At 62.8% G+C, this 17,182-nt stretch carries 14 protein-coding genes; all 14 read right to left on the reverse strand.

Annotated elements, in window-relative coordinates:
* Positions 1-103: 103 nt before the first annotated feature.
* Positions 104-1,552, reverse strand: a complete 1,449-nt coding sequence (gene tldD / locus KW824_RS17825; protein ID WP_043129449.1) for a metalloprotease TldD — start codon at positions 1,550-1,552, stop codon at positions 104-106.
* Positions 1,553-1,665: 113 nt separating this feature from the next.
* On the reverse strand, positions 1,666-2,472 hold the full coding sequence (locus tag KW824_RS17830; RefSeq protein WP_218410580.1) for a carbon-nitrogen hydrolase family protein: 807 nt from the start codon (positions 2,470-2,472) through the stop codon (positions 1,666-1,668).
* A 120-nt stretch (positions 2,473-2,592) separates the two neighbouring features.
* Positions 2,593-6,495 (reverse strand): YhdP family protein, encoded by a 3,903-nt coding sequence (locus KW824_RS17835; RefSeq protein WP_218410582.1) that lies wholly within the window; start codon positions 6,493-6,495, stop codon positions 2,593-2,595.
* Positions 6,496-7,965 (reverse strand): ribonuclease G, encoded by a 1,470-nt coding sequence (rng, locus tag KW824_RS17840; RefSeq protein ID WP_005328020.1) that lies wholly within the window; start codon positions 7,963-7,965, stop codon positions 6,496-6,498. It lies immediately after the preceding gene.
* Between the two features lie 79 nt (positions 7,966-8,044).
* Positions 8,045-8,632, reverse strand: coding sequence for a nucleoside triphosphate pyrophosphatase (locus KW824_RS17845; protein WP_005328019.1), 588 nt, complete (start codon positions 8,630-8,632; stop codon positions 8,045-8,047).
* Positions 8,633-8,683: 51 nt separating this feature from the next.
* On the reverse strand, positions 8,684-9,169 hold the full coding sequence (gene mreD, locus KW824_RS17850) for a rod shape-determining protein MreD (RefSeq protein ID WP_005328018.1): 486 nt from the start codon (positions 9,167-9,169) through the stop codon (positions 8,684-8,686).
* On the reverse strand, positions 9,169-10,077 hold the full coding sequence (gene mreC / locus KW824_RS17855) for a rod shape-determining protein MreC (RefSeq protein ID WP_218410583.1): 909 nt from the start codon (positions 10,075-10,077) through the stop codon (positions 9,169-9,171). Before mreC ends, mreD begins: the two co-directional genes overlap by 1 nt.
* A 41-nt stretch (positions 10,078-10,118) precedes the next feature.
* Positions 10,119-11,159: a rod shape-determining protein gene (locus KW824_RS17860; RefSeq protein WP_005308111.1), complete on the reverse strand. Its 1,041-nt coding sequence runs from the start codon at positions 11,157-11,159 to the stop codon at positions 10,119-10,121.
* A gap of 216 nt (positions 11,160-11,375) precedes the next feature.
* Positions 11,376-14,378 carry a DUF6701 domain-containing protein gene (locus KW824_RS17865; protein ID WP_218410584.1) on the reverse strand — a complete coding sequence of 1,001 codons (3,003 nt, stop codon included), beginning with the start codon at positions 14,376-14,378 and terminating at the stop codon, positions 11,376-11,378.
* Positions 14,375-14,785: an MSHA biogenesis protein MshP gene (locus tag KW824_RS17870; RefSeq protein WP_218410631.1), complete on the reverse strand. Its 411-nt coding sequence runs from the start codon at positions 14,783-14,785 to the stop codon at positions 14,375-14,377. The genes KW824_RS17865 and KW824_RS17870 overlap by 4 nt, the downstream gene beginning before the upstream one ends.
* Before the next feature lie 40 nt (positions 14,786-14,825).
* A complete protein-coding gene (locus tag KW824_RS17875; protein WP_218410585.1) occupies positions 14,826-15,605 on the reverse strand; it encodes a PilW family protein in 780 nt (259 codons plus the stop codon).
* Complete coding sequence (locus KW824_RS17880; protein WP_218410586.1) at positions 15,605-16,180, reverse strand: prepilin-type N-terminal cleavage/methylation domain-containing protein; 576 nt, start codon at positions 16,178-16,180, stop codon at positions 15,605-15,607. Before KW824_RS17880 ends, KW824_RS17875 begins: the two co-directional genes overlap by 1 nt.
* Positions 16,167-16,643 carry a Tfp pilus assembly protein FimT/FimU gene (locus KW824_RS17885; protein ID WP_171273074.1) on the reverse strand — a complete coding sequence of 159 codons (477 nt, stop codon included), beginning with the start codon at positions 16,641-16,643 and terminating at the stop codon, positions 16,167-16,169. The genes KW824_RS17880 and KW824_RS17885 overlap by 14 nt, the downstream gene beginning before the upstream one ends.
* Before the next feature lie 60 nt (positions 16,644-16,703).
* Positions 16,704-17,171, reverse strand: coding sequence for a prepilin-type N-terminal cleavage/methylation domain-containing protein (locus tag KW824_RS21120; RefSeq protein WP_218410587.1), 468 nt, complete (start codon positions 17,169-17,171; stop codon positions 16,704-16,706).
* Between the last annotated feature and the right edge of the window lie 11 nt (positions 17,172-17,182).

Below are 17,182 nucleotides of genomic sequence, written 5' to 3' on the forward strand. Positions count from 1 at the left end.
ACTGACCGGGGTTTTTTATTGGTGCGCCCCAAAGAAAACAAAACCCCGGCGGTGGGCCGGGGTTTGATTGCGTAGGGTCATGCCGCTGCGCGGCCAAGCCAACCTAGGAAGTGCCGCCCACGGTGAGCTGATCCAGCTTGAGAGTGGGCTGACCGACGCCGACCGGCACGCTCTGCCCCTCCTTGCCGCAGACACCCACCCCGCGATCCAGCGCGAGATCGCTACCCACCATGGAGACCTGACTCATGGCCTCGGGGCCGTTGCCGATGAGCGTGGCACCCTTGATGGGGGCAGTGATCCTGCCATCCTCGATGAGGTAGGCCTCGGAGGCGGAGAAGACGAACTTGCCGGAGGTGATGTCCACCTGACCGCCGCCGAAGTTGGGGGCATAGATGCCCTTCTTCACCGAGGCGATGATCTCCGCCGGATCGTGCTGGCCCGCCAGCATGTAAGTGTTGGTCATGCGCGGCATCGGCAGGGCGGCGTAGGATTCGCGCCGGCCGTTGCCGGTGAGCGGCACGCCCATCAGGCGGGCGTTCTGCTTGTCCTGAAGGTAGCCCTTGAGGATGCCGTTCTCGATCAGTACGTTGTAGCCCCCCGGCGTCCCCTCGTCGTCGATGGAGACGGAGCCGCGCCGACCCAACAGGGTGCCGTCATCGACGATGGTGCAGTGTTTGGAGGCGACCTGCTCGCCGATGCGACCGGCGAAGGCGGACGATCCCTTGCGGTTGAAGTCCCCCTCCAGCCCGTGACCCACCGCCTCGTGCAGCAGCACGCCGGGCCAGCCGGCACCCAGCACCACCGGCATGGTGCCGGCCGGCGCGTCTATGGCCTCGAGGTTCACCAGCGCCTGGCGCACCGCTTCGCGCACATAGCCAAACGCCCGGCTTTCCAGTCCGTCCAGCTCCAGGAAATAGTCGTAGCCGAAGCGACCACCACCACCGGCGCTACCGCGCTCCCGGCGATCGCCCTTCTCGGCGATGACGGTCACCGAGAGGCGCACCAAGGGGCGCACGTCGGCGGCCAGGGTGCCATCGGTAGCGGCCACCAGGATCTCTTCATAGACGCCACTGATGGAGGCCATCACCTGATTGATGGCGGGATCCAGGCTGCGGGCAAACTTGTCCATCTGCTCCAGCAGGGCGATCTTCTGCTGCTTGTCGAGGGTCTGCAGCGGATCCATGGCCGGATAGAGCAGGTTCGCTTCGGTTCTGGCCCAGGCCTTCACCTTGCCCTGGGCCCCGGCGGCGGCGATGCCGCGGGCGGCGGTCACCGACTGTTGCAGCGCCAGCAGGCTCAGCTCGTCCGAGTAGGCGAAGCCGGTCTTCTCGCCGCTGACGGCGCGCACCCCCACACCCTGATCGATGTTGTAGCTGCCATCCTTGACGATGCCGTCCTCCAGCATCCAGGACTCGTGCCAGCTGCGCTGGAAATAGAGATCGCCGAACTCCACCTGATGGCTCATCAGGCTGCCGAGCAGCTGCTGCAGCCGCCCTTCGTCGAGATCGTTCGGGGCCAACAATGAGGCACTAACCTGGCTCAATAGACTCAATCTTTCTCTCCACTCTCGCTGTGAGAAGTCGTAACGGTTAATTCATCCGGTGTGGGTTCGTCGGGTGCAATCAGCGGAGCTCATGGCCCCCGGCGCCAATCAATGCCACGGCATCACAACAGCCGGGCATGTTGCAGCACCGGCATGGTGCGTTTCAATTCGTCAACCAGCCCGGGCTCCATCTTCACTAGTACGGTGGCTGGGCCCGAATCCTGGCAGGCCAGCACCCGGCCCCAGGGATCGATCACCATGCTGTGGCCCCAGGTCTGGCGCCCCGTCTCGTGGGTACCCCCCTGATTGGCGGCCACCACATAGCACTGGTTCTCGATGGCGCGAGCCCGCAAGAGCGGCTCCCAGTGCGCCTCACCGGTCACGGCGGTGAAGGCGGCAGGCACCAGCAGCACGCGGGCACCGGCCCGGGCCAGCCGGCGATAGAGCTCGGGGAAGCGCAGATCATAACAGATAGAGAGGCCGAGGGGACCAAAGGGGGAGTCCAGCACCACGCACTCCTGGCCGGGGCTGAAGGTCTCGGACTCCCGGTAGCGGCCGTGGTTGTCGGCCACGTCCACGTCGAACAGGTGGATCTTGTGGTAGTGGCCTTTGAGCTCGCCGCTGGGATCGAACACCAGCGAGCTGGTGTGGATATGGTCGGAACCGGCGATGGTGGTGGGCATGGCCCCAGCCACCAGCCAGATCCCGTGCTCCCGCGCCCAGGCGGCCAGCTGGGTCTGGATAGGGCCCTCACCCAGGGCCTCTGCGCCATCCAGATAGCCCTGGCGCTCGCCAAACAGGGCGAAATTCTCCGGCAGCAGCACCAGCAAGGGGCGCTCCTTGGGCAGGGCCGCCAGCTCGGCGGCAATCTGTGCCCGGTTATCCTGCCAGTGACGGCCCGAGATCAACTGTATGGCGGCTAGCCACATGACGCGCTCCTTGTGATTGGGCAAGCCGCCGGACTCTGCATCCTCGGCTTGCGGGGGCATCCCAGCACTATGAGGGGTTCGGGCCCGGGACGAAAGGATTTTGGCACCGGATGCCGCTCCTCAGCGCCGGGCAGGTTCGCCGGGCTTGGGGGTCAGCAGGAAGGGGGTGACCTCCTCGGCGGGCAGGTTCGGCGCCACCGCATCCACCGCCTGCTTCTGCTGCTGGTTGAGCTTGATGCGGGCGCGATCCCGGCCGGCCTCGATCAGCTTGGGATCGTCCAGTGGGCCCGAGACCCGGAAGTCGATGCGGGTCACCACATCCACCACGGGCTCCAGCAGCTTGGAGAGGGCCAGCACATAGAGCCCGGTGATCGGAGTCAGGGAGAAGGCCGCCACCACCGGCAGGGTGCCGCCCAGGTTCGGGGAGAAGCTCAGATCGTAATCGAGATGCCAGCGCACCAGATCGGCGACGCCCTCGCCACGCAGGTTGCCCGCCGCCCCCTTCATGTAGAAGTCGTTGTTCTCCACCACCCCCTGCTTGATCCTGGCGGAGGCGGACATGGACTCGAAGTAGAAGCCCTTGTCGAACACGTCGCGAAAATCGAGGCGCAGCTTGCGCATCAGGGAGTCGAGGCTCAGCAGGGAGAGCAGGCGCGCCCCCTTGTCGTTGACCTCCCGCAGGGTGCCCCCCTCAAGCTGGTGATCGGCACTGCCTGCCAGGGTCGGCAAGTCCAGCCGGTAGGGCACGTCACGCCAGCTCAGATCCAGCGCCAGCTTGCCCGGCGCGTCGCCGATGGGCGAGGTGAAGCCGAGTCGCTTGAGCAGCAGTTCGCTGTTCTGGGTGCTGAGGTGGGCACGGACCCGGGTCTGCATCTGGCCGGGCTGCGCCAGCCACTCGGCGCTCCCGCTCAGGGTGCTGCCGGCCAGCCGCATCTCCAGCCCCTTGAGATCGAGCCGGTTGGCGCCGGGTACCAGTTCGCCTTTCAGCTCCCCGAGGGGCAACTCCCCGAAGCGACAATCCACGCAGCTGAAGGTGAGCCAGGGGATGGCATCCATGATGGCCTTGTCCTGACGGGCATCGGGCTCGGGGCTGAGATCGGATCCCTTGCCTGACCAGTGAATACGAGCGAACTTGGCGTCGATGGGCTGCCTGCCCGTCACGGGAATGCGCACCACCCCCATCACCTCGGGGCTGTCGATCATCACCTCGGTGGCCAGGTTCACCGGCCCCACGGTGAAGTACACCGCCTTGAGGTTGGCGCTGCCGATATCGGCCCGGGCGAGCAGACCATCGACCCCCCACTCCTGGGGCAGGAAGGCGGGGCCGACCACCGCGTTGCCGCTGGTCTGCGTCCCCTTGCCCGGCAACCAGCGCGTGAGCCGCGCCAGCCAGCCGGCCACGTCGGCCTGGGGCTGATTGATAGCGAGCAGCATGGGCTTGTCTTGCAGCACCCGGGCCCCGGGCTGGCCGACGTTGACCCGCACCCGGCTGAGGTAGGGAGCTCCCTCGCCGTACACCAGCCGGCTCTGCATATCCACATCGGCCCCCAGCACAGCGCGAATGTCGGCACTGCCGTCGCGGCCCCGTGCCGTGACTTTGAGGGGGAGCCGGCTCTCGGGCGCCTTGGTCAGTGGCACCGGCAGATCCAGCCCCATCCCCTGCAGGTTGGAGTCCAGCGCCAGCTGGAAGCTGAAGGCATTGTTCTCGGGCAGGGTCAGCCCCAGGGTCCCCGTCCAGTTGCTGCGCCCCTTGAGCATTTCGAGGGCGGGAATGTCCTGGCGCTGGCGGCGGCTGTCCCAGAGTCCCTTGAACTTGAGATCCGCCTGATAGCCGTGGGACAACTGTTTGCCCCGGTAATCCAGGGTCAGCGGCTGGTTCCACAGGCTGGCCTTGAGGTTGCTGAAGTGCGTGTGCTCGTTGTCGTATTCGAGTCGTCCCTGCACCTTCTCCAGGGGCAGATCCAGGGTGGCGATCCTGACACTGTTGTCATGGAAGCTCGCCTCCCCGCTGGCCTTGACCTCGCCCTTGCCATCCAGCGGTATGTCGAGCTTGACCGTGCCCTCCATGGGACCACGGATCTCGATCTCCCGCAGCGCCTGACCCACCGAGCCCGCGAGGGGAGAATCCTGCAGGTAACCGCTGATGGCCTGCCCCTCCCCCTGGACCCTGGCATCCACATAGAGGTGCGCCCCGGGGGAGAGATCCGGGATCCAGGCATGCACAGCGTCGGATCTGGCCTTGCCGAGGCGAGTGGCGCTGCTGCGCATGTCCAGACCCGCGTTCTGGAACAAGAGATCGATCTGCAGGTCGGTAAGGGGTTGCCAACCGGGGAAGAACTCGTAGGTGGCCTGCTCCAGCGGCACGGCGACCTGGAAGATCCCCTTGCCGTTGTCGTAAGGGAAGTCCCGGAACTCGCCATACCAGAGCAGGTCAGCCCCCTTGGCCTTGCCCCCCTTGATGGCACCGCTCAGGTAGTCAACCAGACCGTCGCTCATCACGGCCAGCGGATAATAGCGATCCGCATGGGCCGCATTCTTCACATTGATGCGGCCGGTCAGGGCGAGGAAGGGATGTTCGAACAGCTCGAGGCGGAAACGACTGGCGAGGTTCAAATCCTCGTTATCCAGCGCAATGTCCTGGCCGTAGAGCACCCAGCCTTGCGTCTCGCGCCACCAGTCGAGGCGCGCAAAGAGGCTGTCCACCGGGATCGGCACCTTGAAGTGACGGGCGGGATCCACCTTGCCCTTGCCCAGGGTCAGGCGGGCGCTGCCCCCGGCCGGGGTCAGCCAGAAGTCACCGTCCAGCTTCTGCAGGCCGGGCACATCGTGCCAGGCCTTGGTCTCGAAGCCCCTGAGCTGCCCGCTCAGGGAGAGCCCCTGCCAGTCGCCATCGGCCTGCAGCACCAGCTCCTGCAACTTGCCCTTGGGCTGGGTATGTTTGAGGGTCTTGGTCAACTCGGGATAGAGGCCGGACACCAGCTGGCTCAGGTTGGCGACCTGGTCGAGATCGATGGCGGGCACATAGCCCTGGATGCGGGAGCCGACCCGCTCTAGCTGCAACCGGCTCTGCAGCCAGGTCGCCCCGTCGAGCTTGAAGGTCACGTCGTGGCTGGCGAGCTGCCACTCCTCACCGTCGCGCCGCAGCTGGATCTTGCCGCCTCGCAGATCGAGCCGGTGCGGCTCACCCTTGACCTCGTCCTTCCAGATCAGGTGGTTGTTGCCAAAGGCCAGCAGGGAGTTGCCGAGCCTTCCCCCCTCGAACTCGCTCCACAGCTGGAAGTCGAGCTGCCCGGTCACCCTGGGTTCGCCGGCGTGGATCCGCGCCAGCATGGGACTGATGTCCAGCTCGCTGGCACCCAGGTAGAGCTGGCCCTTGAGCTTGTCGAGGCGCACTTGGGGGGCATCCACGTCGATGATGAGATCCAGGGTGCTCTCGCCCACCCCGTTAATCAGGTAGGCCTTGCCCACCCCCTGATGGCGCTTGCCGCGATTCTGCCAACGCAACTGGGCGATGTTGAGGGCACGCACCTCCCCCAGTGCCGTGGTGATGCTCAGTCGGCTGTCGTGAATGTCGAAGGTGGAGAGCTGGGTCAGCAGGAAGCGCAGCAGGGCCGCCTGCTGGCTGGGATTCTTGTCATTTTCCGGTGCCGCCGGCTGTGCCAGATCCAGCGCGATGTCGCCGTCGCTCAGCAACAACTGGCCGAACACCGGCTTCCAGTCGTTGAGGGAGCGCCAGAAGTCGAGGTGAGCCCACACCTTGCCGAGGCGCAGGGAAAAACGCCCCGAATCGGGGGCGATGGCGAGCTCTTGCAGCTCGAGGGCCGGGCCGCGCCGGGTCCAGCTCAACCCGACGTGCTCGACGCTCACCTCCAGCTGGTTGTCCCCCAGCAGGGTCGCTATCACGGCCTGCCGGTGCTGGTTGAGCAGGGGACCGCCAAGCCGTACCACGCTGACCAGGATGGCCAGCAGCACGAAGAGGACTCCGAGGGCCAACCAGCCCCGACTCAGCCAGCGATAGATCAATTACATCATCACCACATCGAATTGTTCCTGCCCACAGAGCGGCTCCGTCACCACCCTGACCTGCTTGCCGATGAAGACTTCCAGCTCCGCCAGACTGTGGGACTCCTCCCCTCGCAGGTAATCGGCCACCGAAGGCGCCGCATAGACGGTGAACTGATCCGCGTCGTAGGCACGGTTGACCCGGATGATCTCCCGCAGGATCTCGAAACAGACCGACTCCACCGTCTTGACCCGGCCGCGCCCCTTGCACTCGGGGCACTCGGAGCAGAGCACGTGCTCCAGGCTCTCCCTGGTGCGCTTGCGGGTCATCTCCACCAGGCCGAGCTGGGAGAAGCCATTGACGTTGGTCTTGGCCCTGTCTTTCGCCAGCGCCAGCTCCAGGCTGTGCAGCACCCGACGGCGGTGATCCTCGGACTGCATGTCGATGAAGTCGATGATGATGATGCCGCCCAGGTTGCGCAGCCGCAGGTGGCGAGCGATGGCGGCGGTGGCCTCGACGTTGGTGTTGAAGATGGTCTCTTCCAGGTTGCGATGGCCCACGAAGGCACCTGTGTTGATGTCCACCGTGGTCATGGCTTCGGTCTGGTCGATGATGAGGTAACCGCCGGATTTCAGCTCCACCTTGCGCTCAAGGGCACGCTGGATCTCGTTCTCCACATCGTAGAGATCGAAGATCGGCGACTCGCCGGAGTAGTACTCCAGCTTGCTGGCCAGCTCGGGCACATACTCGCCGGTGAAGTGCGAAAGCAGCTCGAAGCTCTGGCGGGAATCGACCCGGATCTTGTCGAGCTCGGCGCCGACAAAGTCGCGCACCACCCGGAAGGCCAGGCTGGGATCCTCGTAGAGGATCTTGCAGGGGGGGTACTTCTGCTTGCGCTCCAGGATCTTGCGCCACAGGCGCTTCAAGAAGGCGGCATCCTGCTCCAGCTCCTGCTCTCCCACCCCTTCGGCAGCGGTACGGATGATGTAGCCACCCAGCTCGTCCACATAGCCCGCCACGGTGCGCTTGAGGCGCTCGCGCTCCGCTTCGGACTCGATGCGCTGGGAGACGCCGACGTGAGCACTGCCCGGCATGAAGACCAGGTAGCGGGACGGCAGGGTGATGTCGGTGGTGAGGCGGGCGCCCTTGGTGCCGAGTGGATCTTTCACCACCTGCACCATGATGTCCTGGCCCTGGCGCACCAGCTCGGCGATGTTGCCCGCCTGGAACTGCTCCTTCTCCTTGATCGCCACGCACTCGGTGTGGGGCACTATGTCGGAGGCGTGCAGGAAGGCGGCCTTGTCCATGCCGATGTCGACGAAGGCGGCCTGCATGCCGGGCAACACCCGGCTGATCTTGCCCTTGTAGATGTTGCCCACGATGCCGCGCTTGGCCTGACGTTCTACATGCACTTCCTGCAGCAGCCCGTTCTCGACCAGGGCGACCCGGGTCTCTGAGGGGGTGACGTTCACCAGCAGTTCTACTGACATAAGTTACCTTGCCTTTCTAGTTTTGAATTCTGGCACGACGAACAACGGGTAACTCAGCAGCGAACTGCTGACGAGGGGATTACCGAGTCTGCTCGAGGTGCTGCTTGATCAACAGATCCGTCTCCAGCAGGGGCAGGCCGACCACGGCGCTGTAGCTCCCCTCAATGCGGCTGACGAACTTGCCGGCTATTCCCTGGATGGCATAGGCACCGGCCTTGTCACAGGGTTCACCGGTGCGCCAGTAGGCCTCGATCTCGGCCTCGTCCAGCTTGCGGAATGCCACATTGGTGGTCACCAACCGCACATCGCAGCGATCCGGGGTAGCCAGTGCCACCGCCGTCATCACCTGATGGACCTTGCCGGAGAGCGCTTCCAGCATGTCTTTGGCATCGAGCAGGTCGGAGGGTTTCTCCAGCACCCTGTCTCCCAGCACCACTATGGTGTCGGCCCCCAGCACCGGCAATGCGGTCGGGGCCGCGGCCACACCGGCCATCGCCTTGTCACGGGCCAGCCGGCAGACATAATCCTGGGGCTTTTCGCCCGCGTCCCGCTGCTCGGGCACATCCAGCCTGAGCACCTCGAAGCGGTAGCCCAGCTGGGTCAGCAGTTCATGCCGGCGGGGTGAGCCCGAGGCGAGATAGAGTTGCAGTTCGTTGTGCTTGTTCATATTCACTCAATGAGGCGAGACGCAGTTACAATCCGTTGTTTTTGCTCATGTTCACTTGATATTGAAGCGACGGCGTACCTTGCGCAAGACCATAAAAATCCAGGGCCATATTAACATCGTCGTCAACGTCGACCAAAAATAGGCCAGATTGAGACTGGCACGGCTGAACAGGTGCTCGGCCCAGAACACGGTGATCTTGCCCACCAGGGAGAGCAGACCGATGATCAACGCCTGCTGCCAGAGGGAGAAGTTGCGGATCTTCTGGAACTGGAAGGCCGCCAGATAGGTAGTGATGGCCATGGCCATGGCCCTCACGCCGAGCGTGCTGCCGAGCAGCACATCCAGCAGCAGGCCAGCCACCCAGGCGGTGCCGACGTTGGCCCGATGCGGCAGCGCCAGCGCCCAATAGATGAGCACCATGGCAAGCCAGTCCGGCCGGAAGGGTTCGAATTGAAAGGGAAGCGGCAGGATCGAGAGACACAGGGCCAGCAGGATCGAGATCCAGATCCAGATCCTGCCGCTGGCGGGTTGCAGCATCAGCGCGTCGCCTCCGCCGCCGAGGTGGCCGTCGCCGCAGAGGGCGCCGCCGCCGGCGTCATGGCCTCGTCGTCATGCACTTCCGGCTTCTTGTCGGTCCACAGCAGCAGCAGGTAACGCAACCTGTCCAGCGCCACCAGCGGCTTGGCCTCGATCTGGGCGAAGGGCTTGCCCTCCACGTAATCGGATCGAGTCACGGTCGCCACCGGATAGCCTTCCGGGAAGCGGCCGCCGAGGCCCGAGGTGACCAGCAGATCGCCAACCTGGACGTCGGTGTTGCGCGGCAGGTTGCGCAGCTCCAGCTTGTCCAGCTCGCCGCTGCCGGAGGCGATGGCGCGCAGATCGTTGCGCAGCACCCGCACCGGGATGCCGTGGCTGGAGTCGGTGATGAGCAGGACTCGGCTGGTGGTGGAACCCACGTGCAGCACCTGGCCGACCACCCCCTGATCGTTGATCACCGGCTGGCCGTTATAGACGCCATCCAGCGCCCCCTTGTTGATCAGCACCTGATGGCTGAAGGGGTCGGAATCCACCGACAGCAGCTCGGCCACCATCTTGCGGGACTCCTTGTGCACAGGCGAACCGAGCAGCTCGCGCAGACGCTGATTCTCGTGCTCCAGCTGATCCAGCTTGAGCAGGCGGGAGCGCAGAGTTAACAGCTGCTGCTCCTGCTGCTTGGTCTGCTCGATCAAACTGGATCGGGTCTGCACCTGGGTCGACATGGTGTCGAGCAGGGTACCGGGCGCATTGGCGATGTATTGCAGCGGGCTGACCAGCGAACTCAGATAGACGCGGACGTGCGTGAACACACCGAAGCGGGAATCCGCGACGATGGCAGCGACAGAGATGATGACGGCGAGAAACAACCGTAACTGAAGCGAAGGGCCTCTACCAAAGATGGGTTTCATGAGTCGTCAAAAAAGAGCCGGCGCTCGGCCGGCTTTGGGTCTTATTCGTAGTGGAACAGATCGCCACCGTGCATATCGATCAGTTCCAGCGCCTTGCCACCGCCACGGGCGACACAGGTGAGGGGATCTTCAGCCACGACGACCGGGATGCCGGTCTCTTCCATCAGCAGACGGTCGATGTCTTTGAGCAGGGCGCCACCACCGGTCAGCACCATGCCGCGCTCGGAGATGTCGGACGCCAGCTCGGGCGGGGACTGCTCCAGGGCGACCATGACGGCAGAGACGATGCCGGACAGCGGCTCTTGCAGCGCTTCCAGGATCTCGTTGGAGTTCAGGGTGAAGCTGCGCGGTACCCCTTCGGCCAGGTTACGACCACGGACTTCGATCTCGCGCACCTCTTCGCCCGGGTAGGCGGAGCCGATCTCGTGCTTGATGCGCTCGGCGGTGGCTTCCCCGATCAGGCTGCCGTAGTTGCGGCGCACGTAGCTGATGATGGCTTCATCAAACTTGTCGCCACCGATGCGCACGGACTGGGAGTAGACCACGCCGTTCAGGGAGATAATGGCCACTTCTGTGGTACCACCACCGATGTCCACCACCATGGAACCGGTCGCTTCGGAGACCGGCAGGCCGGCACCGATGGCGGCGGCCATGGGTTCATCGATCAGGTAGACCTCGCGGGCACCGGCGCCCAGCGCGGATTCCTTGATGGCACGGCGCTCGACCTGGGTGGAGCCGCACGGCACGCACACCAGCACACGGGGGCTGGGGCGGAAATAGTTGTTGTCGTGAACCTGCTTGATGAAGTGCTGCAGCATCTTCTCGGTCACGTAGAAATCGGCGATCACGCCGTCTTTCATCGGACGAATGGCGGAGATGTTGCCTGGGGTACGACCCAGCATCTGCTTGGCGGCATGACCGACGGCAGCGACCGATTTGGCGTTCCCGCGCTCTTGGCGAATGGCGACAACTGAGGGTTCGTTAAGGACGATCCCTTGATCTTTTACGTAGATCAGGGTGTTGGCAGTTCCCAAATCGATCGACAGATCGTTGGAAAAGACGCCTCTGAGCTTTTTGAACATGGCTACGGGAAATCCTAAGAATTTGGAGGTGCAGAAAACCGGCTAACTTTACCAATGCCCACCCCAATGGGCAAGCGCTCAAACTGTCGCCAGTCAATCAAGCGCGACAAAAATGCGAGTCATCACTCACCCGCTCAGGCCGACAAACACTACGAAACAAGGAGATAAGACGCAGGCTCACCCCAAAGCGCCCCTCTCCCCGTCCCCATATCATTTTCAGGGCATCACTTCGCGGCGATAAATAATGCGATCGTTGCCCCGATCCAGACCGAAAATGACCTCACCCAACAGGCTATTCGGGTCGGAAAGCCAGAGCGGGGCTGATGGTTGCAACAGCTGGTTCTCGAGCACTACCCGATAGGGGATACGAACAGCCGAATTCGGAACAGGTGCGGAAAAATGTAGCAAGAACTCACCTTTGTTTGCCGTCGCTACACTGGCTGGCGCAGCCAAACCACTGAGCGTCAAAGTGCTACTGAAAGATTGCGGCGGCATGGTTCCTGGTACCTGACCCGTGACTTCATAAGAACCATTGTTGAAACTAATCTTGTGCGTCGGATCCAATGGAACAAAACCTCCTTTGGCAAGAGATAGCTGTGTACAAACATCCGCTTGGTTGATTTTCCACGCCCCTCCTTCGAAATACTGCACCTGCAGCGGCAACGCCAGAGGGGCGCTGGCGACCCCTTGTCTGGTACTGGCCAGCAGGCGGCCGTAACGCAGTTGCTGGCTCCCAATTTTGACAGCGTTGCAGTTGCTCCCACAGGTACCGGCTCCATCAGCTTTCATGTCTACGCCAGCCAACAGTGTATAACCGCCGTCGTTGTCAGCCATCTTGACCCCGAAATCAAGCGACGGCAGCGGATCCTCGGCGCTGGCGCCGCGATCGAAGCGGGTATTGGCCAGCGGGATCGCCTGTTGATTGACGCTGGCAACCCCACCCACCCAGCTCAAACCCGGAGCCATACCGATACGGGCAGAGCGATCCACCCCATCGTTTCCGTTTTCCGCGACCAAGCTGACGCTGCCTTTGGCAAACTCACCTTTGTAATTCAGGGTGGTGCCCTGCTGTGCGTTACGGGCCGTGATGGCAAAACCGCTGGCGAAGGGTTGTCCCATGTAGCTGAACGGCGTGCAGGCCGGTGTGATAAAACCCCCGCTCAGGCTGTATTCGCTGGGGACGAAGCGACCAAGAGGCACACTGGTGGCGGCGGGGATGGTGTAACCGAAGTAGCCTGAGGCCGGCGGCGTCGCCGTCATCTGGAAGACCCCGACCTCGTTGACCGACTGGGTGACGGCGTTGAGGTTGCTGCTGCCCTTCTGATTGGAGTGGTCATAGCGGGGCGTGCCGACCACCGCCTCCTCACCGGGTTTAGGGGCCACCAGCTTGCTGCCGAGCACGATATTGGTCAGCGCGAAGTTAGGGGTCGCCAGATTGCCGCTGCAAAGATCGGTGTCGTTATCGGCCTGCCAGGCCACGCCCTGGATATTCAGTGAGAAGGTCTCCCCGGTTTTCTTGAATACCGGGCAGTTGGCGGCGTAGTCAGCGTTGGTCGCATTGACACCGCGCATGCATTCTCCCTGTGGTGCCTTGATGCAGAGCCCCACCGGGCGGCTGACGAACAGATCCGAGCCCGCCATCACCAGACCAGCGGTATCCCCGCTGCCATCGTGACGGGCATTGAGCCGTATCTGGCCCGCATCCGGATAGTTGACATTTTGCAGCGTCGCCTTGCCCTGACTATCGAAGTTCACGTTGATGACAGTGCCCGTCGGCGAAGCCACATTGGCGGCATAAGTCGAGACCGAATTGCCCTCTATCGTGACCTGACTGCCAAATGCATTGGCATTCGGGGTGACATAAGAACCCCAGAAGCTGACCGGCTTGCTCACGCTGGCGAAGCCGGGAACGCACTGCTGGGTCGCATCGTCTTTCTTGACGGCGCTGATCACCACATCCTGTGGCTTGTTGGCCAGGGTATCCAGCACATTGAATAGGAAGCCGCTGTCGGCAAAGCTCAGGGTACAGGCGGCGGCGCTCAACGCCCCGCTACCCGCCCGGCACAGGGTGGTGTTCAGGGGGTTGGTGGACGGAGTTGAACCGCTCACCCCAACGGTCACAGCTCCTGACAAGTTGTTGCGTAGTTGCAGGGACGTGCTGCCACCACTGAAGCTCACCATGGCGCTGCTGCCGTTGTAGCTCACCTGACCGCTCGCTATCCAGCCATTGCTGCCACTCTTTGCCGGTATCAGGGCGGCGCTCACCGGGTCCGTGAACAGCTGGCTACAGCTGGCATTGGCGCAGGCACGGATGGTCAGGGTCTCCGGGTTGCAGGTCAGGGCATTGCCGCTGTGGTCAAACTCGAAGTGATCGATCGCCGCGGTGACGGGGGGGGACATCTTGTCATTGATGGCGGTGGTGCCAGACATAAACAGGGAGCGACTGGTCGTTCTACCGTTGATAACGCTCGCGTTATTCATGTTCAATGCCTGATCGGAATATACCAGGCCGTTGACCAGGCTTTCACCATTCAAATTGACATTCTGGTATCCAAACAGCAGCACAGATCCCGTCTTGGCCGCGTTGAGACGCCCGCCATTAAACTCCACCGCGTTGACGAAGATACGTACATTGCCCCGGGTTTCAATCTCCCCGCCCTGATTAACGACGAGTCTGTCTATCCAATAATCCCCGGCGGGCAGCACCACTTTTGCTCCCCCCAAAGCGAGAGACTGGATTCTGTACTCTTGACGGGTGCTGGAGAAGGTCAGGGTGCAGGCACTGTAGAGGCTGATAGTCCCGAACTGGTATTGGCTGGCACTGCCCAGCGTCAATTGCTGCCCACTATTACAGTGACCGATGTCACCATCACTGCCCGAACTGCTCAGGAAGCTGTTATCCCCCGAGGTAGCCAATCCACGTATCGGATTTCCGGTGATGGTACAGAGCCGACGCGAGCCATTGGCATTGTCGCACGCATCCAGCGGCATGCCAGAACCCTGATTCGAGGCGCAGAAATTCAAGGCCATCCCTCCGGTCCCGGTGATCTTGGCCTGGTTGTTCTGGGTCAATGCGGGATAGCCCAGGCCATTGCAGGAGGCACTCGTATTGCCGCGGTGACCCTGGGCAACGGCAGGGAAATAGAGATTGTTGTCTATGGTCTCAAAGCCATGAGCCACGCCAGACAGTAGCGTGAGAGCCAATAGCCAGCGCGTCATGGATTCACCCCATCAAAGGCTTCCGCCACCAGGGTGCGGCTGACGGCAAAGTCCGGACTGGGATTGTTCAGATCGCGACGACCGCAGGCGCCCGTGCTCTGAAAGCGGTAACCGGTCTGGGTGACCCCAGCCACACTGACCACCACCGGCTTGCAGGTCAGAACCACGTTGCAATCCACCAGCCCCGGGACTGCAAAGGGGATGGATGTCAGGGCGACGCACTGTTGCGCGTCCCAGTGATCATTGGGGTAGAGGCGGTAGAGACCCACTTCCAGCCCGCTCTGGGCCGCCATCAGGGCGCGCACCCCGCGCACCTCCACCGTATTCTTCTCGCCGCTGTCCACCAGGAAGCGGCCCATGGCCGCTGCCAGCAGGCCCATGATGACGATGACGAAGAGCGCGATCATGATGGCGCTGCCGCGCTGGGGCGCCAACCTGCGAGGGGGCCTAAGGAACATTGAGCGTCTCCAGCTTGTGGTTGAAGAGGACGCGCTCGCCACGCTGCTCGAACTCCATCCGCAGTCCCACCTCGCTCTGATTGAAAGCGGCGGGCTCACGATAGAAGTAATAGGGCGAAAAACGGATATGCTCGGCCATCAGGACCGGCGTGCTCCCGTGAAAGTCAGTACCAATGGCGGCGCTGGCCCGGGTCAGGGAGGCATTCATCACGCAGTAACGCACCTGTTGGCGGGCAAAATAGATGCGCTGCCCCGGCGACTCCTTGGCGAAGGATCCATCCACCGTCAGCGGTAGCGCCCCCGACACGGATGCCCCAACAGAGGTGACGCTGGCCACGCAGTTGCCATGGAGGCACCCCTGCTCCAGGGTGATATTCGGATCGGCAAGGGGATAGACGATGGCCAGGTCCTTATTCCGCTCGGGCAGCACATCCGGCACCACTATGGTGAGCCCGGCGCTGGCCGCGGAGCCCAGATAGCGGCTGGCGGTGGCGATGGGCCAGAAGCGCAGACAGGCCCCCTGATCCAGAGGGTTGCCCGCCTCATCCTCGATGCGCACCGAGCCCGGCACCGCATCGCGCAGCTCGCGGTTGAGCCGCTCCAGGGCGAAGCGGGCATCGCTCATCAGCTGCTCCCGGCGGCTGGCATCCCCGTAAATCTGGGTGCCGATACCGATAAACTGGCTGGTAAAGGTGGCCATCACTCCGAGCAACAAGATCACCATCACCAGTTCCACCAGGGTGAAGCCCCGTGCAATGCGCTGGCTCATCAGTAGTTACCCCGGTAGAGCGCAAACTCGACTTCACTGCGATCAGGCAGCCGCACTGTCAGGGCGACGCGCTTGCCGATGAACTCGGCCCCCAGGCCCGGGCTCCCGAACAGGGTGTCCGGGGTGACGGCGATCCTGACCTGATAGTGGCGATACTCCTGGTCGCTGACCCCCTCGGCATTCGTCTGGGTAAACTGGTTGGCGTCCACCCAGTTGCCCGCGGTATCGAAATCATCCACGTCGTTGAAGGCGTAGGGGCGCGTCTCGCCCCCATCCGGACCGTAATCGGCGACTGGGGTGCAGGCGGGATAGATCACGGGAGGCGTGCCGACGGTCTCGCCACAGCGAAAACGGCCGCCATTGTGATCCGAGTGTTCATCGAAAGATGTTTGCAGCACCTCGTTCAGGATCCGCTGGGCCAGCTGGGCGCCCCGCACCTGCTGCACCGGATCCACTGACTGGGGCGCCTGATTGATGAGAAGCCCCAGGATGCCGGTCAGGGCAATGGCCAGCAGCACAATGCCGACCACGAACTCGATCAGGGTGAAGCCGCGACGGGCCTTAGGGGATCGCATGGATATACCCTTCCGGCTCGATGCGCAGCCGGGCGCTCTCCTGCCCGCTGCTCACCACCAGGTTGCAGCCATTGACGCAGGTGGAGGGTGAGAGCGGACGGCCGCTGCGCTTGTCGAAAGTAAAGCTGCCTTGCGGCAGGGTGATGCCGCCGGAGGCCGTGACGACGCGCCCCCGGCTCCGCTCGTCCGCCTTCCAGTTATCTATGATGGACCCGGGCGCACAACTGCCCGTCTGGGTCAGGTGAGCGAAGCGACTCTGCTCCAGCACCAGCTGGGTGCAGCGCGCCTCCCCTTCATGCATGTTCATGGTCTGCACCAGCCGCAGCCGGGTCACCAGCTCATCGCGCAGGGTATGGGTTTCAAAGCCGCCTTTGCCCAGCCACTTGGGCACGGCAAAGGCGGCCAGAATCCCGAGCAACAGGATCACGATCACCAGTTCAATAAGGGTGAAACCCTTGTGCATATGTGCCTTATGAAATAAAAAATGGACGGGGCAACATCAGATGCCCCGTTCATTTAAACATTACTTACAGGTTGCCAGAGAACCTGACACTGCGGCAGTAGCAATAGAAGTCGACGTCGCTGCAGTGTAGACAACATAGCAGCTATCGCCTTTGGCATTTGTGGGATAGAAATTAGCAGTGCCGCCAGCATCAGTAGAGCCGGAGCCACTGATCTCCCATCCATCCAGGTTAACGGCCTTCACAATCCCGTCAGCATTTGCAATCGGGTAACCAAACAGGACTTTCACAGTACCGCCAGCGACAGAAACTGATTTCTCTGTACTCGATGCCTCAACCCCTTCCAATGCAGCCTTGCTGTACACCAGACCTGATGCGCTTTGCAGTGCTGCCTGCACGCCTTGTGCTGCTGCTGCCTTGGCATCATCCTGCAGATTCAGGAACTTGGGCGCGGCGGTGACCGCCAGAATGCCCAGGATGATGATCACGATCACCAGTTCGATCAGGGTAAAACCCGCCTGCTTTTTCATTACGTTTTCCT

It is taken from the genome of Aeromonas sp. sif0611 (assembly GCF_019218845.1).
Taxonomy (GTDB): Bacteria; Pseudomonadota; Gammaproteobacteria; order Enterobacterales; family Aeromonadaceae; genus Aeromonas; species Aeromonas media.